The organism is Methylobacterium sp. J-078 (assembly GCF_022829285.1).
Classification (GTDB): domain Bacteria; phylum Pseudomonadota; class Alphaproteobacteria; order Rhizobiales; family Beijerinckiaceae; genus Methylobacterium.
In genome coordinates this window covers 38,476-56,041 of record NZ_JAKSYI010000054.1, presented here as the reverse complement: position 1 = coordinate 56,041, position 17,566 = coordinate 38,476, and the positions used below count along the sequence as shown (strand labels likewise).

18 protein-coding genes and 1 pseudogene are annotated in these 17,566 nt (G+C 67.7%); 12 read left to right on the top strand and 7 right to left on the bottom strand.

The window, feature by feature from the left end:
• Positions 1-368: 368 nt before the first annotated feature.
• The gene (locus tag MKK58_RS06360) at positions 369-581 is read left to right on the top strand and encodes a hypothetical protein (RefSeq protein ID WP_243911264.1); all 213 of its coding nucleotides are present in this window, start codon (positions 369-371) and stop codon (positions 579-581) included.
• Positions 582-634: 53 nt separating this feature from the next.
• Here MKK58_RS06360 and MKK58_RS06355 read toward each other — a convergent pair whose 3' ends face one another.
• A complete protein-coding gene (locus MKK58_RS06355) occupies positions 635-1,429 on the bottom strand; it encodes a hypothetical protein (protein WP_243911263.1) in 795 nt (264 codons plus the stop codon).
• Positions 1,426-1,881, bottom strand: a complete 456-nt coding sequence (locus MKK58_RS06350) for a hypothetical protein (protein WP_243911262.1) — start codon at positions 1,879-1,881, stop codon at positions 1,426-1,428. The genes MKK58_RS06355 and MKK58_RS06350 overlap by 4 nt, the downstream gene beginning before the upstream one ends.
• A gap of 513 nt (positions 1,882-2,394) precedes the next feature.
• Between MKK58_RS06350 and MKK58_RS06345 the strand changes: the two genes are divergently transcribed.
• The 7 genes from MKK58_RS06345 (at position 2,395) to MKK58_RS06315 (ending at position 6,950) form a co-directional block, all read left to right on the top strand.
• The gene (locus tag MKK58_RS06345; RefSeq protein ID WP_243911261.1) at positions 2,395-3,087 is read left to right on the top strand and encodes a hypothetical protein; all 693 of its coding nucleotides are present in this window, start codon (positions 2,395-2,397) and stop codon (positions 3,085-3,087) included.
• Between the two features lie 113 nt (positions 3,088-3,200).
• Complete coding sequence (locus tag MKK58_RS06340) at positions 3,201-3,872, top strand: hypothetical protein (RefSeq protein WP_243911260.1); 672 nt, start codon at positions 3,201-3,203, stop codon at positions 3,870-3,872.
• Positions 3,873-3,964: 92 nt separating this feature from the next.
• Positions 3,965-4,501, top strand: a complete 537-nt coding sequence (locus MKK58_RS06335; protein ID WP_243911259.1) for a hypothetical protein — start codon at positions 3,965-3,967, stop codon at positions 4,499-4,501.
• Between the two features lie 91 nt (positions 4,502-4,592).
• Complete coding sequence (locus MKK58_RS06330) at positions 4,593-6,215, top strand: AAA family ATPase (protein WP_243911258.1); 1,623 nt, start codon at positions 4,593-4,595, stop codon at positions 6,213-6,215.
• Between the two features lie 11 nt (positions 6,216-6,226).
• Positions 6,227-6,445, top strand: a complete 219-nt coding sequence (locus tag MKK58_RS06325) for a hypothetical protein (protein WP_243911257.1) — start codon at positions 6,227-6,229, stop codon at positions 6,443-6,445.
• On the top strand, positions 6,442-6,768 hold the full coding sequence (locus MKK58_RS06320) for a hypothetical protein (RefSeq protein WP_243911256.1): 327 nt from the start codon (positions 6,442-6,444) through the stop codon (positions 6,766-6,768). The genes MKK58_RS06325 and MKK58_RS06320 overlap by 4 nt, the downstream gene beginning before the upstream one ends.
• Positions 6,768-6,950 (top strand): hypothetical protein, encoded by a 183-nt coding sequence (locus MKK58_RS06315; protein WP_243911255.1) that lies wholly within the window; start codon positions 6,768-6,770, stop codon positions 6,948-6,950. The genes MKK58_RS06320 and MKK58_RS06315 overlap by 1 nt, the downstream gene beginning before the upstream one ends.
• A gap of 297 nt (positions 6,951-7,247) precedes the next feature.
• Here the strand turns inward: MKK58_RS06315 and MKK58_RS06310 are convergent, their stop codons facing one another.
• The gene (locus MKK58_RS06310) at positions 7,248-7,778 is read right to left on the bottom strand and encodes a hypothetical protein (RefSeq protein ID WP_243911254.1); all 531 of its coding nucleotides are present in this window, start codon (positions 7,776-7,778) and stop codon (positions 7,248-7,250) included.
• Between the two features lie 112 nt (positions 7,779-7,890).
• On the bottom strand, positions 7,891-8,316 hold the full coding sequence (locus tag MKK58_RS06305) for a phage antirepressor KilAC domain-containing protein (protein WP_243911253.1): 426 nt from the start codon (positions 8,314-8,316) through the stop codon (positions 7,891-7,893).
• Positions 8,317-8,497: 181 nt separating this feature from the next.
• Between MKK58_RS06305 and MKK58_RS06300 the strand changes: the two genes are divergently transcribed.
• Positions 8,498-8,668 carry a hypothetical protein gene (locus MKK58_RS06300; RefSeq protein WP_243911252.1) on the top strand — a complete coding sequence of 57 codons (171 nt, stop codon included), beginning with the start codon at positions 8,498-8,500 and terminating at the stop codon, positions 8,666-8,668.
• Between the two features lie 245 nt (positions 8,669-8,913).
• On the opposite strand, the gene MKK58_RS06295 is transcribed toward MKK58_RS06300, so the two are convergent.
• Positions 8,914-10,713 carry a hypothetical protein gene (locus MKK58_RS06295; RefSeq protein WP_243911251.1) on the bottom strand — a complete coding sequence of 600 codons (1,800 nt, stop codon included), beginning with the start codon at positions 10,711-10,713 and terminating at the stop codon, positions 8,914-8,916.
• Positions 10,714-11,568: 855 nt separating this feature from the next.
• Between MKK58_RS06295 and MKK58_RS06290 the strand changes: the two genes are divergently transcribed.
• Positions 11,569-11,715 (top strand): hypothetical protein, encoded by a 147-nt coding sequence (locus MKK58_RS06290; protein WP_243911250.1) that lies wholly within the window; start codon positions 11,569-11,571, stop codon positions 11,713-11,715.
• Between the two features lie 543 nt (positions 11,716-12,258).
• Here MKK58_RS06290 and MKK58_RS06285 read toward each other — a convergent pair.
• The gene (locus MKK58_RS06285) at positions 12,259-15,084 is read right to left on the bottom strand and encodes a TrlF family AAA-like ATPase (protein ID WP_243911249.1); all 2,826 of its coding nucleotides are present in this window, start codon (positions 15,082-15,084) and stop codon (positions 12,259-12,261) included.
• A 459-nt stretch (positions 15,085-15,543) separates the two neighbouring features.
• On the opposite strand from MKK58_RS06285, the gene MKK58_RS06280 reads away from it, so the two are divergent.
• Complete coding sequence (locus MKK58_RS06280) at positions 15,544-15,873, top strand: hypothetical protein (protein ID WP_243911248.1); 330 nt, start codon at positions 15,544-15,546, stop codon at positions 15,871-15,873.
• A 74-nt stretch (positions 15,874-15,947) separates the two neighbouring features.
• Complete coding sequence (locus MKK58_RS06275; RefSeq protein WP_243911247.1) at positions 15,948-16,142, top strand: hypothetical protein; 195 nt, start codon at positions 15,948-15,950, stop codon at positions 16,140-16,142.
• A gap of 177 nt (positions 16,143-16,319) precedes the next feature.
• On the opposite strand, the pseudogene MKK58_RS06270 reads toward MKK58_RS06275, so the two are convergent.
• Positions 16,320-17,493, bottom strand: a pseudogene (locus MKK58_RS06270) (Y-family DNA polymerase); the annotation flags it as partial.
• Positions 17,494-17,566 lie beyond the last annotated feature (73 nt).

Here is a 17,566-nt window from a genome sequence, read left to right as displayed (position 1 = left end):
TCGAGTCCTGCCGGGCCCACCACCTTTTCCCCTCTGTAGACCACTCGAAATCGACCCGTCGGCGGAGCCTTCCCGGGGCGGCCGGAACCGAAACCGGAACCGCAAACGTGTTTTGACCCCACTCGGAGGCTCTCCGGCGGGGTTGTCGGCGACTCGGGATCGGGGCTCGCGGCTCCGTCCGTGGCGGTCACGGGAGCAGCCTGCCACCGCCTCCGTGTCCCGTTCCAGGTCACGCGGGAATCACCGCCTTAACCCGGCGGCAAGCTGGCCTGTGGCACACCTACGGTCAGGCAGACCTCTCGTACTCCGGAAGCGGCGCATCTCGATGCTCGTCGCTTTTGACGGGCTAAAGTGCGAGGTAACCAGGTATGTCTGTCAGAACTAAGCTCCCCAAGGAGCTCCTGAAGGTGGTCGAACACTCGCAGGAAGCGCTTCGTGACTTCGTAGAGGAGGAGCGAGGTGCGTTCAGCGAGATGAGCGAGCGCTGGCAGGAAGGCGACCGCGCTGCGGAAGTCTCGGACTGGCTGGACAGCCTCGACGAGGTCGTCGACGCCCTGGATTGTATCAGGGTGACGACGTAGTCGAGCGTCCCAGAGGGCCCCGGCAGAAATGCCGGGGCCCTTTCGATTCCGGGTCAGCCGACCGCCGACAAATCGGCGTCCCGACCGGACGCAGGGCACTCCACCGGCTCGATCCATTCGTACCGCCGGCAGACGTTGAACTCCTCCTCGCCGACCTCGGTCCAGCCACTCGCCGGGGCCTTCACGCACACGACGGTCATCCCATCCGGCGCGTGCCCCTCGGAGCCGTTGTGGTCGACGACGCGGTGGACGTCGGTGCCGTCACGGGTCACCAGGTCGCCGACGGCGAAAAAGCGGTTGCCGTAGGCGTCGGTGAGCCGGCCGGACGCAGCCTCGGCCGCCCGCTTCAGCGCCTCGATGCGGCGGCACTCCTCGTCGAAGGCGACCATCCGGGCGGCGCGCTCCTCGGGCGTGAGCGTGTCGATGATGCGGCCCTCCAGGGCTTGGACGCGCATCCATTCCCACGTGTATTGGCGGTTGCGGTGGTGTCTCGACAGCATCTCCGCGAGCCGCTCGTCCCGGGCGCGTTCCGAGCGTTCGCAGGCGTGGGCGAAAGCGGTGCGCACGTCTTCTTCCAGGGCCGCCTGGCTTTGGTCGATCCTCGCCGGCTGCCCCGCAGCGACGCCCTTGCGCGCCTCGGCGGCCGCCTTCCGGCGAGCCCGGCGGTTGCCCTCGAAGACGGGACGCTCAGGCTCCTCCTCAAGCAGAACCTCGACACCCTCGCTGGCGAAGCGGACGTCGGCCTTGCCATACGACGGCACCCGCATCGCCTCGGCAATCTCGGCGACGCCGCGGCGACGGAAGGTCACTACCTCCAGCATGCCGTCCATTTCTGGCACCTCGGTCATGCGCCCCTCCTCGACCTGGCAGCGTCCCGGCGCCGGCGCCCCCGGGCCAGACCGCTCGTCACCGGCACGCCGGGATTCGCCAGCAGCGCGGCGAGCGCGCCGGCCGACAGCGTGCTCGTCATCGGGCGGCGGGCAGGCTCAGGCATGCCGATGCGTCGGCCGCGGAGGGGCGGTGGGTCCCAGGCCGGGGGCTGGCAGAAGTCCAGCAAGAACCTCTCGGCCTGGCCACGGATGGCCTTCCAGTCCGGACCTGGCTGCGTGGCGCCCGTCCGCGCTGGCATGGCCCGCAGGATCGCGGCCTGCGCCGGCGTCGCGATGCAAACCCGCATGCTGTGCAGCAGGGGCGACGGCAACCCCGCGGGGACCGTGGCGGTCTCGACGCTGGGGTCCGCCACGAGAAGGTCGAAGGTCGCTCGATCCTCGCAGTAGAGGCCCGGCGGTAGCGACCCCACACCCTCCGGCACATGCCAACATTCACCCACGACAGGCCCCCCGAATCCACCGAGGGAGAGTCTACCGGCGGGCCAGGACGAGCACGAAATCGGGGGCGTTAACCGAGGTGGCACGAGCCCCGTTGACGGGGGCGCGACGGGGTCTATCTTGAGCTCAGCCGACGCGTTGTTGGCGCAAACCTACGATCGTCCGCTCGGTCGCCGCAGGCTCACGATTCCTCCCAGTCTCGGGAGGGCGACTCCATTTCCAGGTGCGGAGCAGGTATTGCGACCGTATCTCCCTCCGACTCTCGGAGGGGCAAACCTTCTTGAGCGACCCCGCCGGCCAGTTGGCCGCGGTTTCACCCCCTTGTGCGGGTGCGGACTACGGATCGGGGCTCCCTCACGGGGGCCCTTTTTCGTTTCAGGATCGCGTTTTGTGCTTGCGTTCGGTCGCGCCATTCCTATCATATAGGACATGGACGGGTTCGGTATCTTCCGGCCTCCATCGCTCAGACAGCAGGAAATCGCATCATGACCGACGCCACCCTCATCCGCATTGAGACCCAGGAAGCCACGTACCTCTACGCCGTCGAGACCGAGTCGGCCGCCCTCGACAAGTTCGCCGCGACCGTCGGCTACGACAGCTACGCCGACCTTGCCTCCACGCTCGGCAAGAGCGTCGACGAGGCGAAATCCGACCTGACCGTCAGCACCGTCTCGTACCGAGAGGCCCTCTCCGAGATCATCGACGAGACCCTGGCGTCAGACGTCGATGCCGACGGCGCCGAGGATGCGTTCGAGTCGTCCAAGGCGTGGGCTGCCTGGTGCATGCAGGGCAAGACCGGCGACGACACGAGGGCGTTCGCCCGGGACCACAACCTCGACGTCAACGCAGCCTGGTATGCCGTCGAGGACGCCCTCCGGGATCGCGATCTCGACGACATCAACGCGCCGTTCGCCGAGGCTGCCGAGGAAGGCACGCCATCCACGTCGCTGTTCGGTGACCTGTCCGGTAAGGAGCCCCTCGTCAGCAACGCCACGCTCCCGGAACAGTTCTTCCACATCTCCGGCAACGACATCTACCGCTATACTTACACCGGCCCGCACTCGTACGATGTGTTCGAGCGTCGCGACGAGGGCGACCGGGTGATCTGGATCGGCTGCGGGGCCGAGCACATCACCTACGATACCACCGCCGACGACCTTGAGGCGATCCTCGGCTAAGCGGCGCTACCTTCTCCCCCGGGCGGGTCCGCCCACCGGGGGAGCGGGGAGCGCCGCTCCGGAGAGGCACGGCACCGCCGGCCCTCGCAACGCAGGACGCAGGAAACCGCATCATGACGCCAAGACCCGGGACATTCGACGCGCTCACGGCATCGATGAATGCCTACAGCGCCCGTCATCCGTCGCCGACGCCATCCGACGACGCCGGTGCTGAGACCGCCCAGGACGTGTATCGCCGCGTATCTGCCGAGAGGGCCGCGGCCCACCTCGCCTCGCTGCCTCGCTACGACCTCGGCGACGGTCGCTTCGGGCGTTCCCATCGCCTCACCGGGAGATGCGCCGACGGCTACCAGCTTGGTGGTGGGACCCGGTTCCACATCGTCGCCGAGGGGGACGTCGACGGCGACGCGATCTGCGGGTCCGTATCCGGAAACCGATCCGGTGGGTGGTCACGCGAGCAAGTGGAACCGGCGTCGTGCCCGGGCTGCGTCGCCCGATTGGCGCGGATCACCGCGGTGATCCGTGTCGGCAACGCCTGCTCGCTCCCCGCTCTTTGGGACGCCTTGAAGACGTACGCGGACATCTGCGACGCGCAGATCTTCTCCATCGACAAGGGCGGTGCCGACCTGGACAACCTGCCTACATTCGGCGGCGACAGGCCGACGTGGCGCGCAGGCCATCCCGTCAAGCGGATCTTCTCTTGGGATGAGTGCCACGCGCTCGTCGAGCAGCAAACCGGCCCGCGCTTCTCGCTGGTTCCCAGGAACCCTTCCCAGCCCTGGTGACGAGGCAGACCGCCCCGTCACGCCCGCCATCCTTCACCCTGCCATTCCAAGGGCGGTCCATCCGGGCCGCCCTATTGATTCGAGGATCCCCGATGCGCCTTGTGCTCCAGCCCATGACCCAGCCCGAAGACGGGGGCGTCGCCGTCGGAACGTTCGACGGCCTACCATGCGTCTTCCACGGTCGCGTCGCTACCGTGGGCGACCGGCAATACGAGGCGAAGGAGATCGCCACGGAGATCCTGGCAGCCGTCGAGGAGAAGGCCAGGGCTGTGTTCGGGCCTGAGTGGGTACAGAGCCTCGCCCTCGTTTCGGGCCTGAATCCACGCACCGTCCAGCGCGACCGCATAGGCCGCTTCGGCCTGCCGGCGCCGATCCTTCGCGCCTTGGCCGAAGGGGCCGCGTACCCGTACGCCCGTGCGCTCGGGGACGTCATGCAGGCGACTGCGCGGCTCGCCAAGGCGATAGCCGGCGACGGAGGGCGAGAGCGGCCGCGCGGCGAGAGCGGAATACCTGCTGTCATCGACACCGACGGCCCCATGTTGACGACCGTCAAAGAGGCGAAGCGGCTGGTGACTTGGCTGGCGGAACAGCGGTCCACGCACCGCGCTCCGGCACTCGACGGAGAGTAACCATCCGTTAACGGGTGGTGGTGTAGAACCGACCACACGGGACTGTCTCGGCTCATGCCGGACGTCCATCACGGATGCAGGAAACCGAACGATGAAGAACACCTCGCGCGGTGCCGCGTCCGCTGTGACGCTCGACGCCGTCCTGAACGGCACCTTGCCTCCCCCCAGCCGACACGACTCGCCGTTCCGGCTGTTGGAACTCATCCTGACCGTCCGCTGCCCGAGAGACCGGCCGCGCCGTCGCGACCTGCTGCGCTTCGGCGACGATGATGGCGTGCTGGGGCTTTGGCAGGCCGCTTGGTCGACTGCCGAGGACGTCCGCGACAAGGGCTGGACTGATCCCAGGCGCGCCCACACGGGCTACGTCCGCCTTCTCGCCCTGCTGGAGACGTGCGAGCGCCGGTTGCAGGAGCTCGACGAGCGCCTCGATCTCGAACCGGACGACCTGGAGGACGCGGTGGTGCTCCGCGTCGAGTTGGAGCAGCTTGCAGGAGCGGCCGCCGGCTGTCTCGCAGAGTGCGGAGACGTCGCCGGGCGGGACTACTGCCGCGAGCGTGCAGCCTATCAGGTCGAGCACGGCCTGGACGGGCATCGCTACGCGTCCGCCTTGGTGGGCCTGTCGGCGGACGCGCGGTACACGTGGCGACCGGGGAACCCTGGTTTGGGCGCCCTGGCCAGCGCCCTGCAGTCCGGGGACGCCACGATCCACCACTCTGTCCGGGCCAGCTCGCCCGAGCCCGACGAGCCGGAGACGGCATGGCTGACCGAGGCGAGGGCCAAGTCGGCCCGCGAGAAGGCGGAGCGAGAGCGTGCCGCGGCCGGGCCGAGCCTCGTCGTGCTGGCGAGTGTCGAGCACCTTCCGGGCAGCGCCGAGAACGGCTCCAAGGCGGGCCGATCCACGGGCAGCACTGCCCGGACGGAGTGGGCGCCCCTCGCTGGCAAGGCGCTCCCCCTGGCTCGCGTCCCCGACCTGGCCGAAGCGCGCGCGACCTTGGTGTCCGAGTTCCCGGACGACGCGTCCGTGATCGACGCGATCTTGGTTCCGCTGGCCGGGCGGAGCTTCGTGCACCTGCCGCCGACGCTCCTGCTAGGTCCCCCGGGCACGGGCAAGTCGCGCCTGACGCGGCGGCTGGGCGAGGTCTTGGGGCTGGCCGTGACGGTCTACTCGTGCGGGGGCGTCGCGGATTCCAGCCTGATCGGGACGTCCCGCCAGTGGAGCACCGGCCGGGCCACGGTGCCCCTCCAGGCGATCAAGCAGGCAGGGGCGGCGAGCGTGCTCGTCGTCCTCGATGAGCTCTCCCGCGCGGGGACTCGGTCGGACAACGGCAGGCTCGTCGACGGCGTCCTGGCCCTCACGGAGGCGGAGACGTCGAGGCGGTACCAGGATCCCTTCCTGGAGTGTGCGACGGACCTCAGCGCCGTTTCCTGGCTGGCCACGTCGAACACCACCGCCGGCCTCGATCCGGCCCTGCTGTCCCGGTTCCGCGTCCTGGAGTTGGACCCCCGGACACCGGCGAGCCTGCCCTCCCTGACGGCTGCCATCCTGCGGGACATCCGGGCGGAGCGCGGCCTCGACGAGGTCTGGCTGCCTGCCCTCGACGAGGAGGAGGCCGGGGTGCTGGCCGAGAATTGGCAGGGCGGCAGCGTCCGTGTCCTGCGCCGGCTGATCGAAACCGTGCTCGCCTCGCGCGAGACCCTAGCGACTCGGAATTGATGGAGGCGACGATGCAGTTCGATTTCGCCGCCTCCCGCGAGCGCATCCGGTCCGGCTGGCAAGCCGGCCGGACGTGCCGCCTCGTCTCCCGGGGGATGTCTGCCCGCGTCCGAGCGGCAGAGCGCGCGTGGCTCTCCGGGCACCTCCCCCTCGACCGGGCTGTCGCCATCGCGAGCGAGGCCGAGGCCGTGTCGTTCAGCTTCGGCCCGATCCCCGGGAGGCAGCAGTGACCGAGATCTACAGGAATCTGAACAAGGCGTGCTGGTCGGTCCGAGAGGGCGGGATCGTGGTCGCCCACGTGGACGCGGCGTGCATGCGGCAGGTCTCGTTCCACGTCAGCGAGGCCGCGAGGCAACGGGCGATCCGTCTCGGGCAACGGGCCGTCATGGCTTGGGCCCGCGGCATCCTGTTCGAGGCGCCCCTGCAGGGTTCCTCGGAAAGGATCCGGTTCAATCCGTTCGACAGTGCCAACTTCGAGATGGGGGACTTCATCGTGAGGGAGGCGTCCCTCGTCCATTTCCTTGCCGACGGCTCATGCTGGGGAGTGCTGTGATGCGCACGTTGTTGATCGCCCTGGCCTTGCTCGTTGCCGCTCCCGCCGCCGCGGCGGATCGCTTCCCATCCGAGGGCGAACGCTGGCACTACGAGGGGCGCGCCCCGGCCCGCGGCGGCACGGCGCGATTCCTCAGGCTGGAGGCGACGCCGGCCACGCGCTCGGGCTGGACGTCAGGCTGACGTGCGGGACGGTCAGCCTCACCACCGGCCGCGAGACCGTGTCCTACCGCGGGATCGGATCGGGCGCTGGGGGACGCTCGGGGGACGGCGACGTCGCCGGGGCGCGCCACCACGGGATGGGGCATCCGCCAACACGGCGACGGCATCCTCAATCAGGTCGTCGAGGCCGAGGACCGTGTATGCCCGAGCGGGCGGGGCGACCTTTCGACCGGCGATTGATCGAATTTTACGGTTCGGTCGCTCGGCAGAAAAAGGTCGTTCTGGAGGGGTACTATGCCGAGCGGCATAGTCCACCGATCAGGGTTTCTCGGCCAACCGCACGGCCCGGGCAGCGCGCCTCGCTTCGGCCTTGGCGTCGATCTCGGCCCAGCCGTCGCGGCCTTCCTCGGCGTCGGCCGCCAGCTTGGCGTTCACGCGGGCCTGCGTCTCGGCCCACGTCGCGGCGACCGTGGTCTCGTCCGGGGCGAGATGTCGACGCAGGACTGCGCCCACATCGGCGGCGAGATCGTCCTCGCCGACGGCGCGAAGAAGCGCCTGTGCCGTCGTCAACGCCCACGTCCTCGCCTTCGTCATGGCCCGCTCGCTGACCGCGCCCTCGCCCTCGCCCCAGCGGCGGATCGTCTTGTCGTGGACGTTGATCTGCTCGCCGAGTTTCCCGATCCACCTGTCGAGGAACACCGCTCGACCGATCCTCTCCAGGGTGGCGAAGGATGGCTCTAGCGAGGGGCCGCCGTTGCCCCCGGAGGCGGCCGGTGGGGCCTCGGCGATTAGCTCCTCGATGTCGCGGACGCCGGCGGACCGGGCACGGGCAAGGACGGGATCGGTCATGGGGCGGCTCTGAATTCGTGGTACGGGACGCCCTGGCAGGCCGGCTCCCCAATCGGGGGAACCGGCCAAAAAGATACCGGAAGGGCCTTCGGTATCCTTGACGTGCAGGGGGTCAGGCGGCGTCGTCGAGCAGGGTCCTATGCCCGGCCTTGCCCGACTTGAGCAGGTGCTTCTGCCAGGCGCGAGCCAGGTACTGGAGCCCGCGGGGCGTGATGAACGTCCGGGAGCGCGCCTTCTCTTCGACCATGCGCAGCTTCACGGTGAAGACGCCGATCTTCACGAACGTCGCCTTCGGCATGAGCTCGCCGCCCTGGTAGAACAGGAATCCGAGCTTGAGCCCGTCGGTGAACCCCTGCGGGGGCGCGCCGATGGCCCGGGCCGCGTTGTGGAGGCCATAGAGCCCGTCGGCATTGGCGAACTTGTCGAAGAAATCCGCTTTGGGAGCGACGGCGGCGACGTGCGCCTCTGCGATCTCGGCGCGCACCTCGACAACCACCAGGGCCTGACCGAGCTCGGCGACCTTTGCCTTCTCCACCATCAGCGCCTTCGTGCAGGACGGGCGCCCAAGGTCAGGGCAACCCGTCCTTTGGTCAGATTTCTCTGACGGGCGGCTCTTCCTTCAGACACCGCAGCCCGATCAGGTCGGCGCGCCAGTGCCCCTTGGGCAGGGCCGCGAGGGAGGCGATGAACCTGTCGATGCGTTCGGCGGTGACGGACGGGTGTCCGACGCACTTGGACGCCATGAGCACCAGGGCGTCGGCCCGCTCGATCCCGTCCTGCCCCGCATCCCCGAGGGCGACGCCGGCAGCCTTCAGGGCACGGCGGGCACCACCACCGGTCTCGTCGTCGGGCTGGGGCGTCCTTCCACTCCGGGGTGCGCCAGCCGGTGAGGATCGCCCTGAGGCGTTCGCGGCCGACGTCGTGGGATGGCGGGACGCCGTGCGGTCCCTCCGCCTCGCCGCCGTGGTAGATCCAAGGGGCCGAGGTGTAGATGCGGCGCCCCTTGATGAAGCGCTCGGCGGCGAACCGCGCGGCCTTGTCGCCCGGCGGATAGCTGTACCAGCACGCGAGGATGCGGTCGGCGGCGGCTTGGCGGATGCGGGACGCGACCAGGTTCGGGTGAGACTCGGTCATGTCACGCCACCTCCATCTCGGAGGCCGGACACGTCGACGCCCGCCGGGCCGTGGGGTGCGCAGCGGGCGTCTGTCCTAGAAGAGTGCTGCCCTTCGTCGTGACCCGAGGAACATACTGCGTACGGCGGCCTGCGACAACAGCCTCGCGCGCGGTCTCTATGATATCCCGTAACACTTCGTGCGCGATCACGGCGGGGGCGTCGGCGGGCACGTCGAGGGTGTCGCCGACGTCGTCGACGGTGACCACCGGAACCACCACCGGCTCGTTCTGGGGCGCGGGATCGGCCTTGGCGGTGGTGATGCCGGCGACGGCGCGAGCGTCCCGGAGAGCGTTGTCCAGCCACCGCGGCGAGACCCCGTAGAGCTCGGACACGGCCTTGACGGTCATCCCCTCGGCGAGGAACTCCATGGCCTGCTGGCCGACTTCCAGGCGGTGCTTCTGCTGGGCGGAGCGGTCCCTGACGCCGGCGGCCCGGCGGGAGGCGACGACGCGTCCGACGGCGTTCTCGGACCGGCGCGCCTGGTCGATCAGGATGCGCAGGTCGGCCCGGCGCATCTCCCTCGGGGTGATGACGAGCAGGTCGCGGAGGTGCGCCGGGCTCGGCTTGTAGCGGGGGTCGACGGTGAAACCGCGGTAGGATCGGCGGACGCCTCGGGCGGATTCCTTCGCCCGGCCGACGATGCTGCACGCCTTGGATCGGGCGGAAGCGTGGTCGAGCCCGAGGCGGTCGGCGGTCTCGATGACGAACCCGTCGAGGTCGGACGCCGGAAGGCGCCAGGACGCCACGTACGTCAGCGCCACGAGCCACGAGTTCCGGCCGGCGCCGGTGTCCTCGCGGGCCGCCGTGTCCTTGATCCCGGCCTTGCCGTGCCGGAGGGCGTAGAGCCGGTCGAGATCGGCGGCGATGGTGTTCCAGTACGAGCCGCCTGTGAGCTTGGCCCCGTGGTGGCCTTCCCGGGGCGTCCTGTTGGCGAGTTGGGCGGCGACCCGCTTCGCCTTGGCCTCGGCCTTCGCGGCCTCCCGCTGGGCCTTGGTCTGGCGCTGGAAGGGGAGCACGACGCGGCAGAGCTCGTCGAAGTCGACGCGTTCGATCTCGGCGGTCAGGTCCGGGAAGATGACGGCCACCGGGAGGCGGCTCTTCTCGTTGTAAGTGCCCGGCATCCGGAACTGCTTCGTGATGGCCTTGGCGGAGGCGTCAGACCCGAACGGCAGAAACATCTCGTGGAGGACCTGCTGCAGGGCGCGGTGGCGGGCCATGACGCGCTGGGCTGGCTGGGAGGCGGTGTAGAGCCAGACCGCCAGAATCCCGCGGCCCGAGAACGTCGCGTACGACGGGGCAGGCCAGCCCTTGTCCTCGCACAGGTTCCGCACTGCCTCCATGACCTTGCGGGGGGAGACACCTGCCCACTCCGGGCGGTCGTAGAAGTCGAGGTCGAGCCACGAGGCGCCGATGCTCGTGACGTTCGCGGCGTCCTTGGCCACCCGCGGCTCGCCGGGCTTCGAGTACGGGTACGTCGCGAAGCTTATGAAGCGCCGGCCCTTGAGGTCGACGTCACGGGTCGCGAGGGCGTGGGAGGAGTAGCGTAGGTCGGACCAGCGGGGCTCCAAGGAGCCGTCCTGGCGGGGACGCATCGGAGGGACGCGGTCGCCGAACATGACGCTGCCCGTGCCGCCCTTGGGGTGGACGAGGCGGGCGTAGTCTAGGGGGCGGAGCTCGCAGCAGTGGACGGGCACTGGACGGACCAGGGAGGCAGGCTGGGGCCAACGCGTGGCGGCCGGGGAGATGGGGGAGGTTGTCACGACGGTCCTCTACTGGGGCCTGTCGCGGGGCAGCACGTCCGCAACTCAGGCCGAGGTCAACGTCATCAGGATACGTGCGGCGAGGCTTAGGTCAACCAAGGGCCTGACCTTCTGTAACGCGAGTCAATACTTGATGAAGGGGCTCGGATAATCCCGGGGTCGAGGGGGTATCGGCCGCCTGTGAGGCACAGGGAGGTAGGCTGTGGCGGTCCGTTGGGGGTGGCGTGGGTAAGGATACATCCTGCCCGGCACGGTGCCCTAGTGGCCTTCCCTGGAGGGGGCTGCCGTTTGGGGACGAGGATTGACGCGGGATCGGTCCAGAACTTTTTTTCCGCCTCCCGACCTTGGCTACGCCAAGCCCCCATACCCCGTAACGGAACGTGCGTGATCGGGACGCCACCGGAAGGAACTGATCGACCGTCCTTCACACCGTGCGCGATATCCCATGGTGGATTGCTGGCCCCCTTGGCACTCTACCGGCATGAGCACCGTCACAACCGCCGAGCTCCCCGCGGAGCACCCCGCCGCCCGGTCCGCCCGCGTTCGCCGTCACGCCGCCGACCGTGCCCGCCGCTGGCGCGAGACCCAGCGCGAGACCGATGCGGCAATCGTCCGTGCCCTGCTCTTGGACGCCGGCGCGTTCGTCACCGCCCAGCACCGCCTCGTCGGCAAGGAGAGCCACGTCGACATCGCGAACGTCGTCGGCCGGCGGCGTATCTCCTCGGTGGGAAGTCCCGCTTCAAGGAGGCCAAGAAGAGAGTCTTCGACCGCTTGCTGGAGATCGCCCCAGCCCCCAAGCGCTACGCCTAACCGAATGAACCGACGGCGCCTGGTAGGCGGCGGGCGACCGTTGCGATGGCCCTGCTGGCCTGCAAGGCCGCCATCGAGGGCCTCAACGACGCTACCACCGGCGACGCACCCGATCCGGTCCTGGTTGGCATGGCCAGCGTGCGGGCCGACCTGATCGCCCGGATCGAGGCCGAGATTGAATCCGTGGCCTAGCGTCCGAGCTTGGTCGTCGTGGCCATCAGCCCGCGCACCATCTCCTCCTGCATCCCGAACCGGCCGTCGAACCCGTCGGTCGACACCCGCAGCGCCTTAACGCCTTTTCAGCGAGAGCCCCCGGTGCGCGGCCCATGCCCTTGCGATCTCGGCGAACGGGCGGGGGGCGTTCTCCCAGTCGAGAAGCGGCGCCGGCTCCCGCCTCTCCGGGGGCGAGATCAAGATCCACTCGGCCTAGTCCCTGCTGGTCCAGGCATCGAAGTGCGTGTCGTCGCTCGCCATCCGCTACTGTTCAATCTCGCAATTAAAGTACGACCTGAACGTCTCGTCGTGGCCATGCTGCACGCTGTTAGCGCGGGGCCTGAACACGGCGACTAGCGGTTGGCTGCGAAGGTCGCCACCGCGAACGACCTTATCGACCTCGGTCATGCGGACACGCTGGCGAGGATTGATCATCTGCCGGCGAGCATCGCCACGCGATTGCGCGAGACCGCGGATCGCATGGAAGGCCGCACGGGATAGGCTGTGCCGCGGCATGTCCTCTCAGCGGCCCACGCCCTCAAAACCGTATTTCCTGGCCCGGAGGTCGAAGGCCGCCTGGCCGCCCTCCATTATATCGGTCACGGCGTCCCGCACCGCCGGGGTGTCGATGGCCCCGTCGACGAGCACCTTGATCCTGCCGGTGCCGGCCGGCGCACGGTCCTCGGGAACGGTCGCGACCATGGTCACCACCTTGTCGGCGTCGCCGTTCACGACGAGGTTGGCGTTGTGGGTCGCGAAGATGATCTGCCGCGCCGCCTTCGAGGTCTTGATGCGGTTCACGATGTGCATGATCACCCGGTTATCGAGGTCGTCCTCGGGCTGGTCGACGATGAGGGTGCCCGCCGTCTGCCGCAGCAGCAGTTCGAGGAGCGCCGAGGCCTGCTGCCCGGGGGACGCCCGCTCGAAGGGGATGCGCTGGCCCTGGCTGACGTAGGTGAGCTGGATCGAATCCTTCGGCACCGCGGAGATGACGAGCCCGATGGACTGGTCGGTCAGCTTGGCGTAGAGCCGCGCCGCCTGCCTGTCAGTCAGTTCCGCCGGCTGTCCCCTGAAGATGCATTCCCTCAGCACCCGGGCCGCGTCCGCGCCGGGCTCGGTCGGGCTTCCGGCCAGGATCCTTCCCCGGTAGATCCCGATTATCTCGTCGCACAGCGCTTTCCAGTCGGCGCCGCCGGGAACCTTGAACAGCGCCTTGACCCAGTCCTCGCATCCGAGATCGGCGCCGCGGACACCCGTGCCCTCCATCAGGGAGCAGAACGCAGAAACGCACTCAGTGGGACCGGCGTCACGCCTCTCCCACGCCTGGAGGGTCCCGCCCGACTTGTCGGCGACCTGCGAGGCGGCACGGCGAAGCAGTTCCAGGCGCGCCTGGACGAGATCGGCGAGCCTGTCGCGGGCCCTGTCGAAGGCCACGGCGGCAATCCGCGTGGCGGCCTCCTTGGCCGCCTCCCTTGCCTCGACCGCCTCGGCCTCCCGGAGTTGCGAGGCCAACCTCTCGCTCTCGGTGATCAAGGCCCCGTGGGCCGCCTGCCGCCCCTTGGCCGACTCGTATCCGGACCGGAACGCCGCACCGGTCGCCTCGAAGGCCCCGGAGGCGGTCGCATGACCCGACGCCAGGACGTCGATGCCCCCCATCATCGCGTCGAGCTCGGCCCGCAGCCGCACGCGTGACTCCGCCAGGGCGTCGCGCAACCCGGCAATCTCCGGAAAGTCGAAGGCACCGGCATAGCGGTCGGCGGGCACGTCGAGGATCAGGGTCGAGAGCGCCTCGATCCGTCCACGGTCCTCTGTCAGCTGGGACGAAACCTTGTCGAGGTAATTGCGGGCGCGGCCGTACCGCGGCTCGTCCGCGAGCAGGGCGAGATCCTCCGGCAGTACCCCGCCGTCCTCCATCTGGGACCTGACCGCCGACAGCCGGCGCCGGATGTCCTCGACGGTGCTCTTAGCTTGGCCGAGCGCGAGCTCGCTCTGCCAGTGGGCCGCGACGTCCTGCAGGGCCGTCGTGAGGGTGCGCTTGGCCTCGTTGATCTCGGCGTCGATGCGACGCCGCTCGTCGATCACCTCCGCCGCCGCGATGCCGGTGATGTTTTCCGCCGCCATCGCCGGATCGATCATCGTGGTGGAGAGCTCCTTCTGGTGGAAGGCCCGCGCGGGGAAACGCTGCTGGGCCTCCGGCACCGTCAGCGTCTCGACGCCGCCGGCGGTCGTGACGGTGATGGTCTCCGGGTTCGCGCCGTCCCTGCGCCAGACTTCCCCGACACCACCGCGCATCAACCGCACTGAGACCCAGCCGTTCTCCAGGGTCTCCTCGATCAGCTTGTGCTCGCGCTCACGCCCGCCGCCCCTCCTGGGGTCCTCGCGCCTGAGGTCTTGGACTGACTTGCCGAGGGCGAAGCGCAGGAACTCGATCACGGCGCTCTTGCCTGACCCGCGGCCGCCGACCAGCACGGTCAGCCCGTCGTTCAGGGTGATCCTAAGCGGTGTCTCCCCGGTTAGGCTCGACTGGATCTCGATCTCGGTGACCCGCTCGGTCGGGACCTGGGGCGCCCCATGCGAGACGCGCGCCTCGTCGGCCAGGAGTGCCTGGCGCAGGGATTCGACGGTGTTCTCGCCGAGCTTCACCCAGCACTCGTGGTGCCCGAGGCGCGCGTAGGTCTCGCGCTTGTTGTCGCCCGTGGGCAGGATCGCGCGCCTGCGGGTACCCCACTCGCGGATGCGCCCCTGGATCTTGTCCAGCGTCGCCTCTTCGAGCTCGTGGTGGTGGCACTCGATGTAGACCGCGTCGCTCGGCAGGTCCTTGAAGCGCGCGCTATGCCCTTTCTGGTTCAGGGACTTGTGCGCGCCCTCGTTGCTGAAATGCGGAAGGATGAGGGCGTCGCTGCGAAGGACGGGATCGTCGGCGACCAGCGCGATCACCTCAGCGACGGTGTGCCCGCACGAAAGCACCTCGCAGCCCCACTCGGCGTGGTCGGGCGCATGGCGGACCTCGACCAGCTTGTTGATGAGCCGGTGCCAGGTCTCCCTCGGGGAGGACGGGTCGAGGAGCGCGAGGCACTGCACCGCGTCCTTGCAGGTGATCTCCAACCCGGGGAAGACCACGAGCGGGTGCCCGCTCCTTCCCGCCGCCGCGATCACATATGGCAGGAGCGCGACGTCATGATGATCGGTTACGGCAATGCCGTGCAGGCCCTTCGCGACGGCCGCGGCGACGAACGCGTCGGCCCAGGCGTGGCGCCGATCCTCCAGTTCCGGCGTGCCGCCCGGCAACGGGGGCGAGCCCTTCCAGCCGCGGTCGCGCGGCGTATGGCATTGGAAGTCGACCCTCATCCAACGGGTGCCGGGATGGGCTCCGAGCGTCACGTGCGTTCCCCCCAGCCCCCGTACCTTGAGAACGTCGGCGGGCCGGTTTCCGAACAAAGGCGCAGCTTGATCCGTTCCCTGGGCCTAGCTGTATTTTCGTAAGGACGGACGATTCCACCGCTCCATCGGGACTGGGTAGTCAGCGTTTCCAAAATAAAGCCAGCTCAAACATCGGCTTTCGGACCCCAAAGTTCCGACTATCACTACCCTGGAGTAACACGCGGCTGCCGATCCGATGCCCCTGCGCATTGGCCCACCCCGAACCGTAGTTCAGCACCCATGGCGATCCTGCTCGACGGCGTCGTGTGAGAGACACGAGAACTTTACCCAAAGGACGCTTTAACCAAGCGAGCTTTCAAAAATTGACGAGGGTCAGCTACGCATCGTAGCAATGCCTAGGCGATCACAATAGAAAAGGAGAATGGAATGCCACCAACTGTCACTGTGCAAACACAAGGAAAGTCCGGCTCAATCAATCTTAAAACTTACTTAGTAAGACTACAAGGTCGTGGTCTTGGAGAGCGAATTCGCGCAGAAGACCACGAAAGTGCGGCAAAAAGGTTTCTCAGCAGAGTAGCGCGCAGAGATTTGAAATCGCGTAAGTATACACCAATTGTAAGGCGTGACGGCGTCACGGATGATGGTGTAAATTGGTGGATGGGAGGGCTTCAAAGGCGTGCAGCCGATGGTAATGGCTGGATAACAGATGATTATCTTGCGCAGTTTACGACACGAGAAGATTTGCAAGGTTCCTGAAATGGCTCAATCAATTCATCGCTACAACGTTCTCGGGTCACCGTATCAAGCTGTGCGAGCAGAAAGTTTTGTCGATGCAGCAGAACGGCTCCTTCGCCGCGAGGTGCGAAATCTCCACAAGAGGTCCAAAATACATTCCGTCCATATACGGCAAGAAGCTGGCAGCTTTGACGGAGAGTCGGAAATTTGGTGCGCAACAGTTCAGCTTCGTGAATCGGGTCGCTCAAGTGAGCTTTCTTGGGGTGGAGATTGCCGTGATGGGCGGCTAGCTCGGACGATCATAAAAATTGGTAAAGTAAAATGATATTTATTATTGCGACTTTTACCAAATAAGCTATTTACAATTATCAATTCTCACCGTACACTTTCATCTAATTTTTGGGGAGCGGGATCTCGAAATTAGATTTAAAATGAACGACCCACCATTGGTACCGTAACCCGCTATTTTAGGCCGCAACCACCACCGGCACCTCGTCCACCCGCGTCGTGTAACGCGGCGACCGCATCTCGTATTTTGTGGACCAGTCCCGCCTTGAGGCGAACCCGGCCGCTCCCAGTACGACGGCCCCGCGCCCGAACCGACGATTGCAGGCATCGAGGGCCGCCATCAGCGCCGCGCCATGCTCGCGGTCGAGTTGCCCGAGCCCCGGGAAGGCCCGCTGCGAGGCCACCAGGGGCACAAGGTAGGTAGCGACGATCCCGGCCTTGGAGTAGCGATACCCGTCCCTCCAGGTCTTCCTGACGCCGTGCAAGCACGCCTTCACAAGCATCTGGGTATCGTTCGACGCCTCGGGCAACGTCACCACCGTCGATACCGACCGCTGAGGCCGGTCGCGGTCACGCTCGGACGTGTGGAAGAAAACCTTGACATGATCGGTCCCGAGACGCTCTCCCCGCAGCTTCTCACCCAGCCTGGCGGCGTGCGCGGCGACCGCCTCCTCCATGGTTGAGAGATCCTCGACGCGGTTCGAGAAACTCCTGGTAACCGCGCATCCCTTCCGGGTGGGCGCCAACGTATCTAGGTCAAGGCACGCCTCGCCACGGAGCTCCCGGACGAGACGCTCGCCGACCACGGTCATGGCCTTGCGCGCCACGCGCGTGTCGAGATCGCGAACGTCCGCGGCGCTGTCGCATCCGAGCGCCTCCAACCGCCGGGTGTTGGCCGGCCCGACGCCCCAGATATCGCCCACCGGCACGCGGATGATCCAGTGGTCGTACTGCTCGGGATCGGTCAGGTCGCAAACCCCGCCGAGCTCCGGGTTATTCTTGGCGACGTGGTTGGCGAGCTTGGCGAGCGTCTTGGTGGGGCCGATCCCGACGCAGGTCGGGATGCCCGTCCAGGCCCGCACGGTCGCCCGCACGTCACGGGCGAGGGCTTCGCGATCCGACTCGCGCACGTCGGAGATGTCCAAAAAACTCTCGCCGATGGAGTAGACCTCGATGCGGGGGGAGAAGCTCCGGTAGACCGCGTTCACCAGGGCCGACATGTCGCCGTAGAGGGCGTAGTTCGAGGAGTAGACCCGGACGCCCTGCTGGCAGCACATGTCCCGGAGTCTTGAACCAGGGCTCGCCCATCCGGATGCCGAGCGCCTTGGCCTCGTTGGTCCGGGCAATCGCGCAGATCGGGTAATCGGGCCGTCGCCAGCCTTCCCCCCGTCGCGGATCGTGGCAAGCTGCTCGGTGGTTCAATCCG

Excerpts from the sequence above, each read along its gene's own strand:
- MKK58_RS06360 (WP_243911264.1), top strand. The coding sequence starts at position 369 with ATGTCTGTCAGAACTAAGCTCCCCAAGGAGCTCCTGAAGGTGGTCGAA.
- MKK58_RS06355 (WP_243911263.1), bottom strand. The coding sequence starts at position 1,429 with ATGACCGAGGTGCCAGAAATGGACGGCATGCTGGAGGTAGTGACCTTC.
- MKK58_RS06345 (WP_243911261.1), top strand. The coding sequence starts at position 2,395 with ATGACCGACGCCACCCTCATCCGCATTGAGACCCAGGAAGCCACGTAC.
- MKK58_RS06340 (WP_243911260.1), top strand. The coding sequence starts at position 3,201 with ATGACGCCAAGACCCGGGACATTCGACGCGCTCACGGCATCGATGAAT.
- MKK58_RS06335 (WP_243911259.1), top strand. The coding sequence starts at position 3,965 with ATGCGCCTTGTGCTCCAGCCCATGACCCAGCCCGAAGACGGGGGCGTC.
- MKK58_RS06330 (WP_243911258.1), top strand. The coding sequence starts at position 4,593 with ATGAAGAACACCTCGCGCGGTGCCGCGTCCGCTGTGACGCTCGACGCC.
- MKK58_RS06325 (WP_243911257.1), top strand. The coding sequence starts at position 6,227 with ATGCAGTTCGATTTCGCCGCCTCCCGCGAGCGCATCCGGTCCGGCTGG.
- MKK58_RS06315 (WP_243911255.1), top strand. The coding sequence starts at position 6,768 with ATGCGCACGTTGTTGATCGCCCTGGCCTTGCTCGTTGCCGCTCCCGCC.
- MKK58_RS06310 (WP_243911254.1), bottom strand. The coding sequence starts at position 7,778 with ATGACCGATCCCGTCCTTGCCCGTGCCCGGTCCGCCGGCGTCCGCGAC.
- MKK58_RS06305 (WP_243911253.1), bottom strand. The coding sequence starts at position 8,316 with ATGGTGGAGAAGGCAAAGGTCGCCGAGCTCGGTCAGGCCCTGGTGGTT.
- MKK58_RS06290 (WP_243911250.1), top strand. The coding sequence starts at position 11,569 with ATGGCCCTGCTGGCCTGCAAGGCCGCCATCGAGGGCCTCAACGACGCT.
- MKK58_RS06285 (WP_243911249.1), bottom strand. The coding sequence starts at position 15,084 with ATGAGGGTCGACTTCCAATGCCATACGCCGCGCGACCGCGGCTGGAAG.
- MKK58_RS06280 (WP_243911248.1), top strand. The coding sequence starts at position 15,544 with ATGCCACCAACTGTCACTGTGCAAACACAAGGAAAGTCCGGCTCAATC.
- MKK58_RS06275 (WP_243911247.1), top strand. The coding sequence starts at position 15,948 with ATGCAGCAGAACGGCTCCTTCGCCGCGAGGTGCGAAATCTCCACAAGA.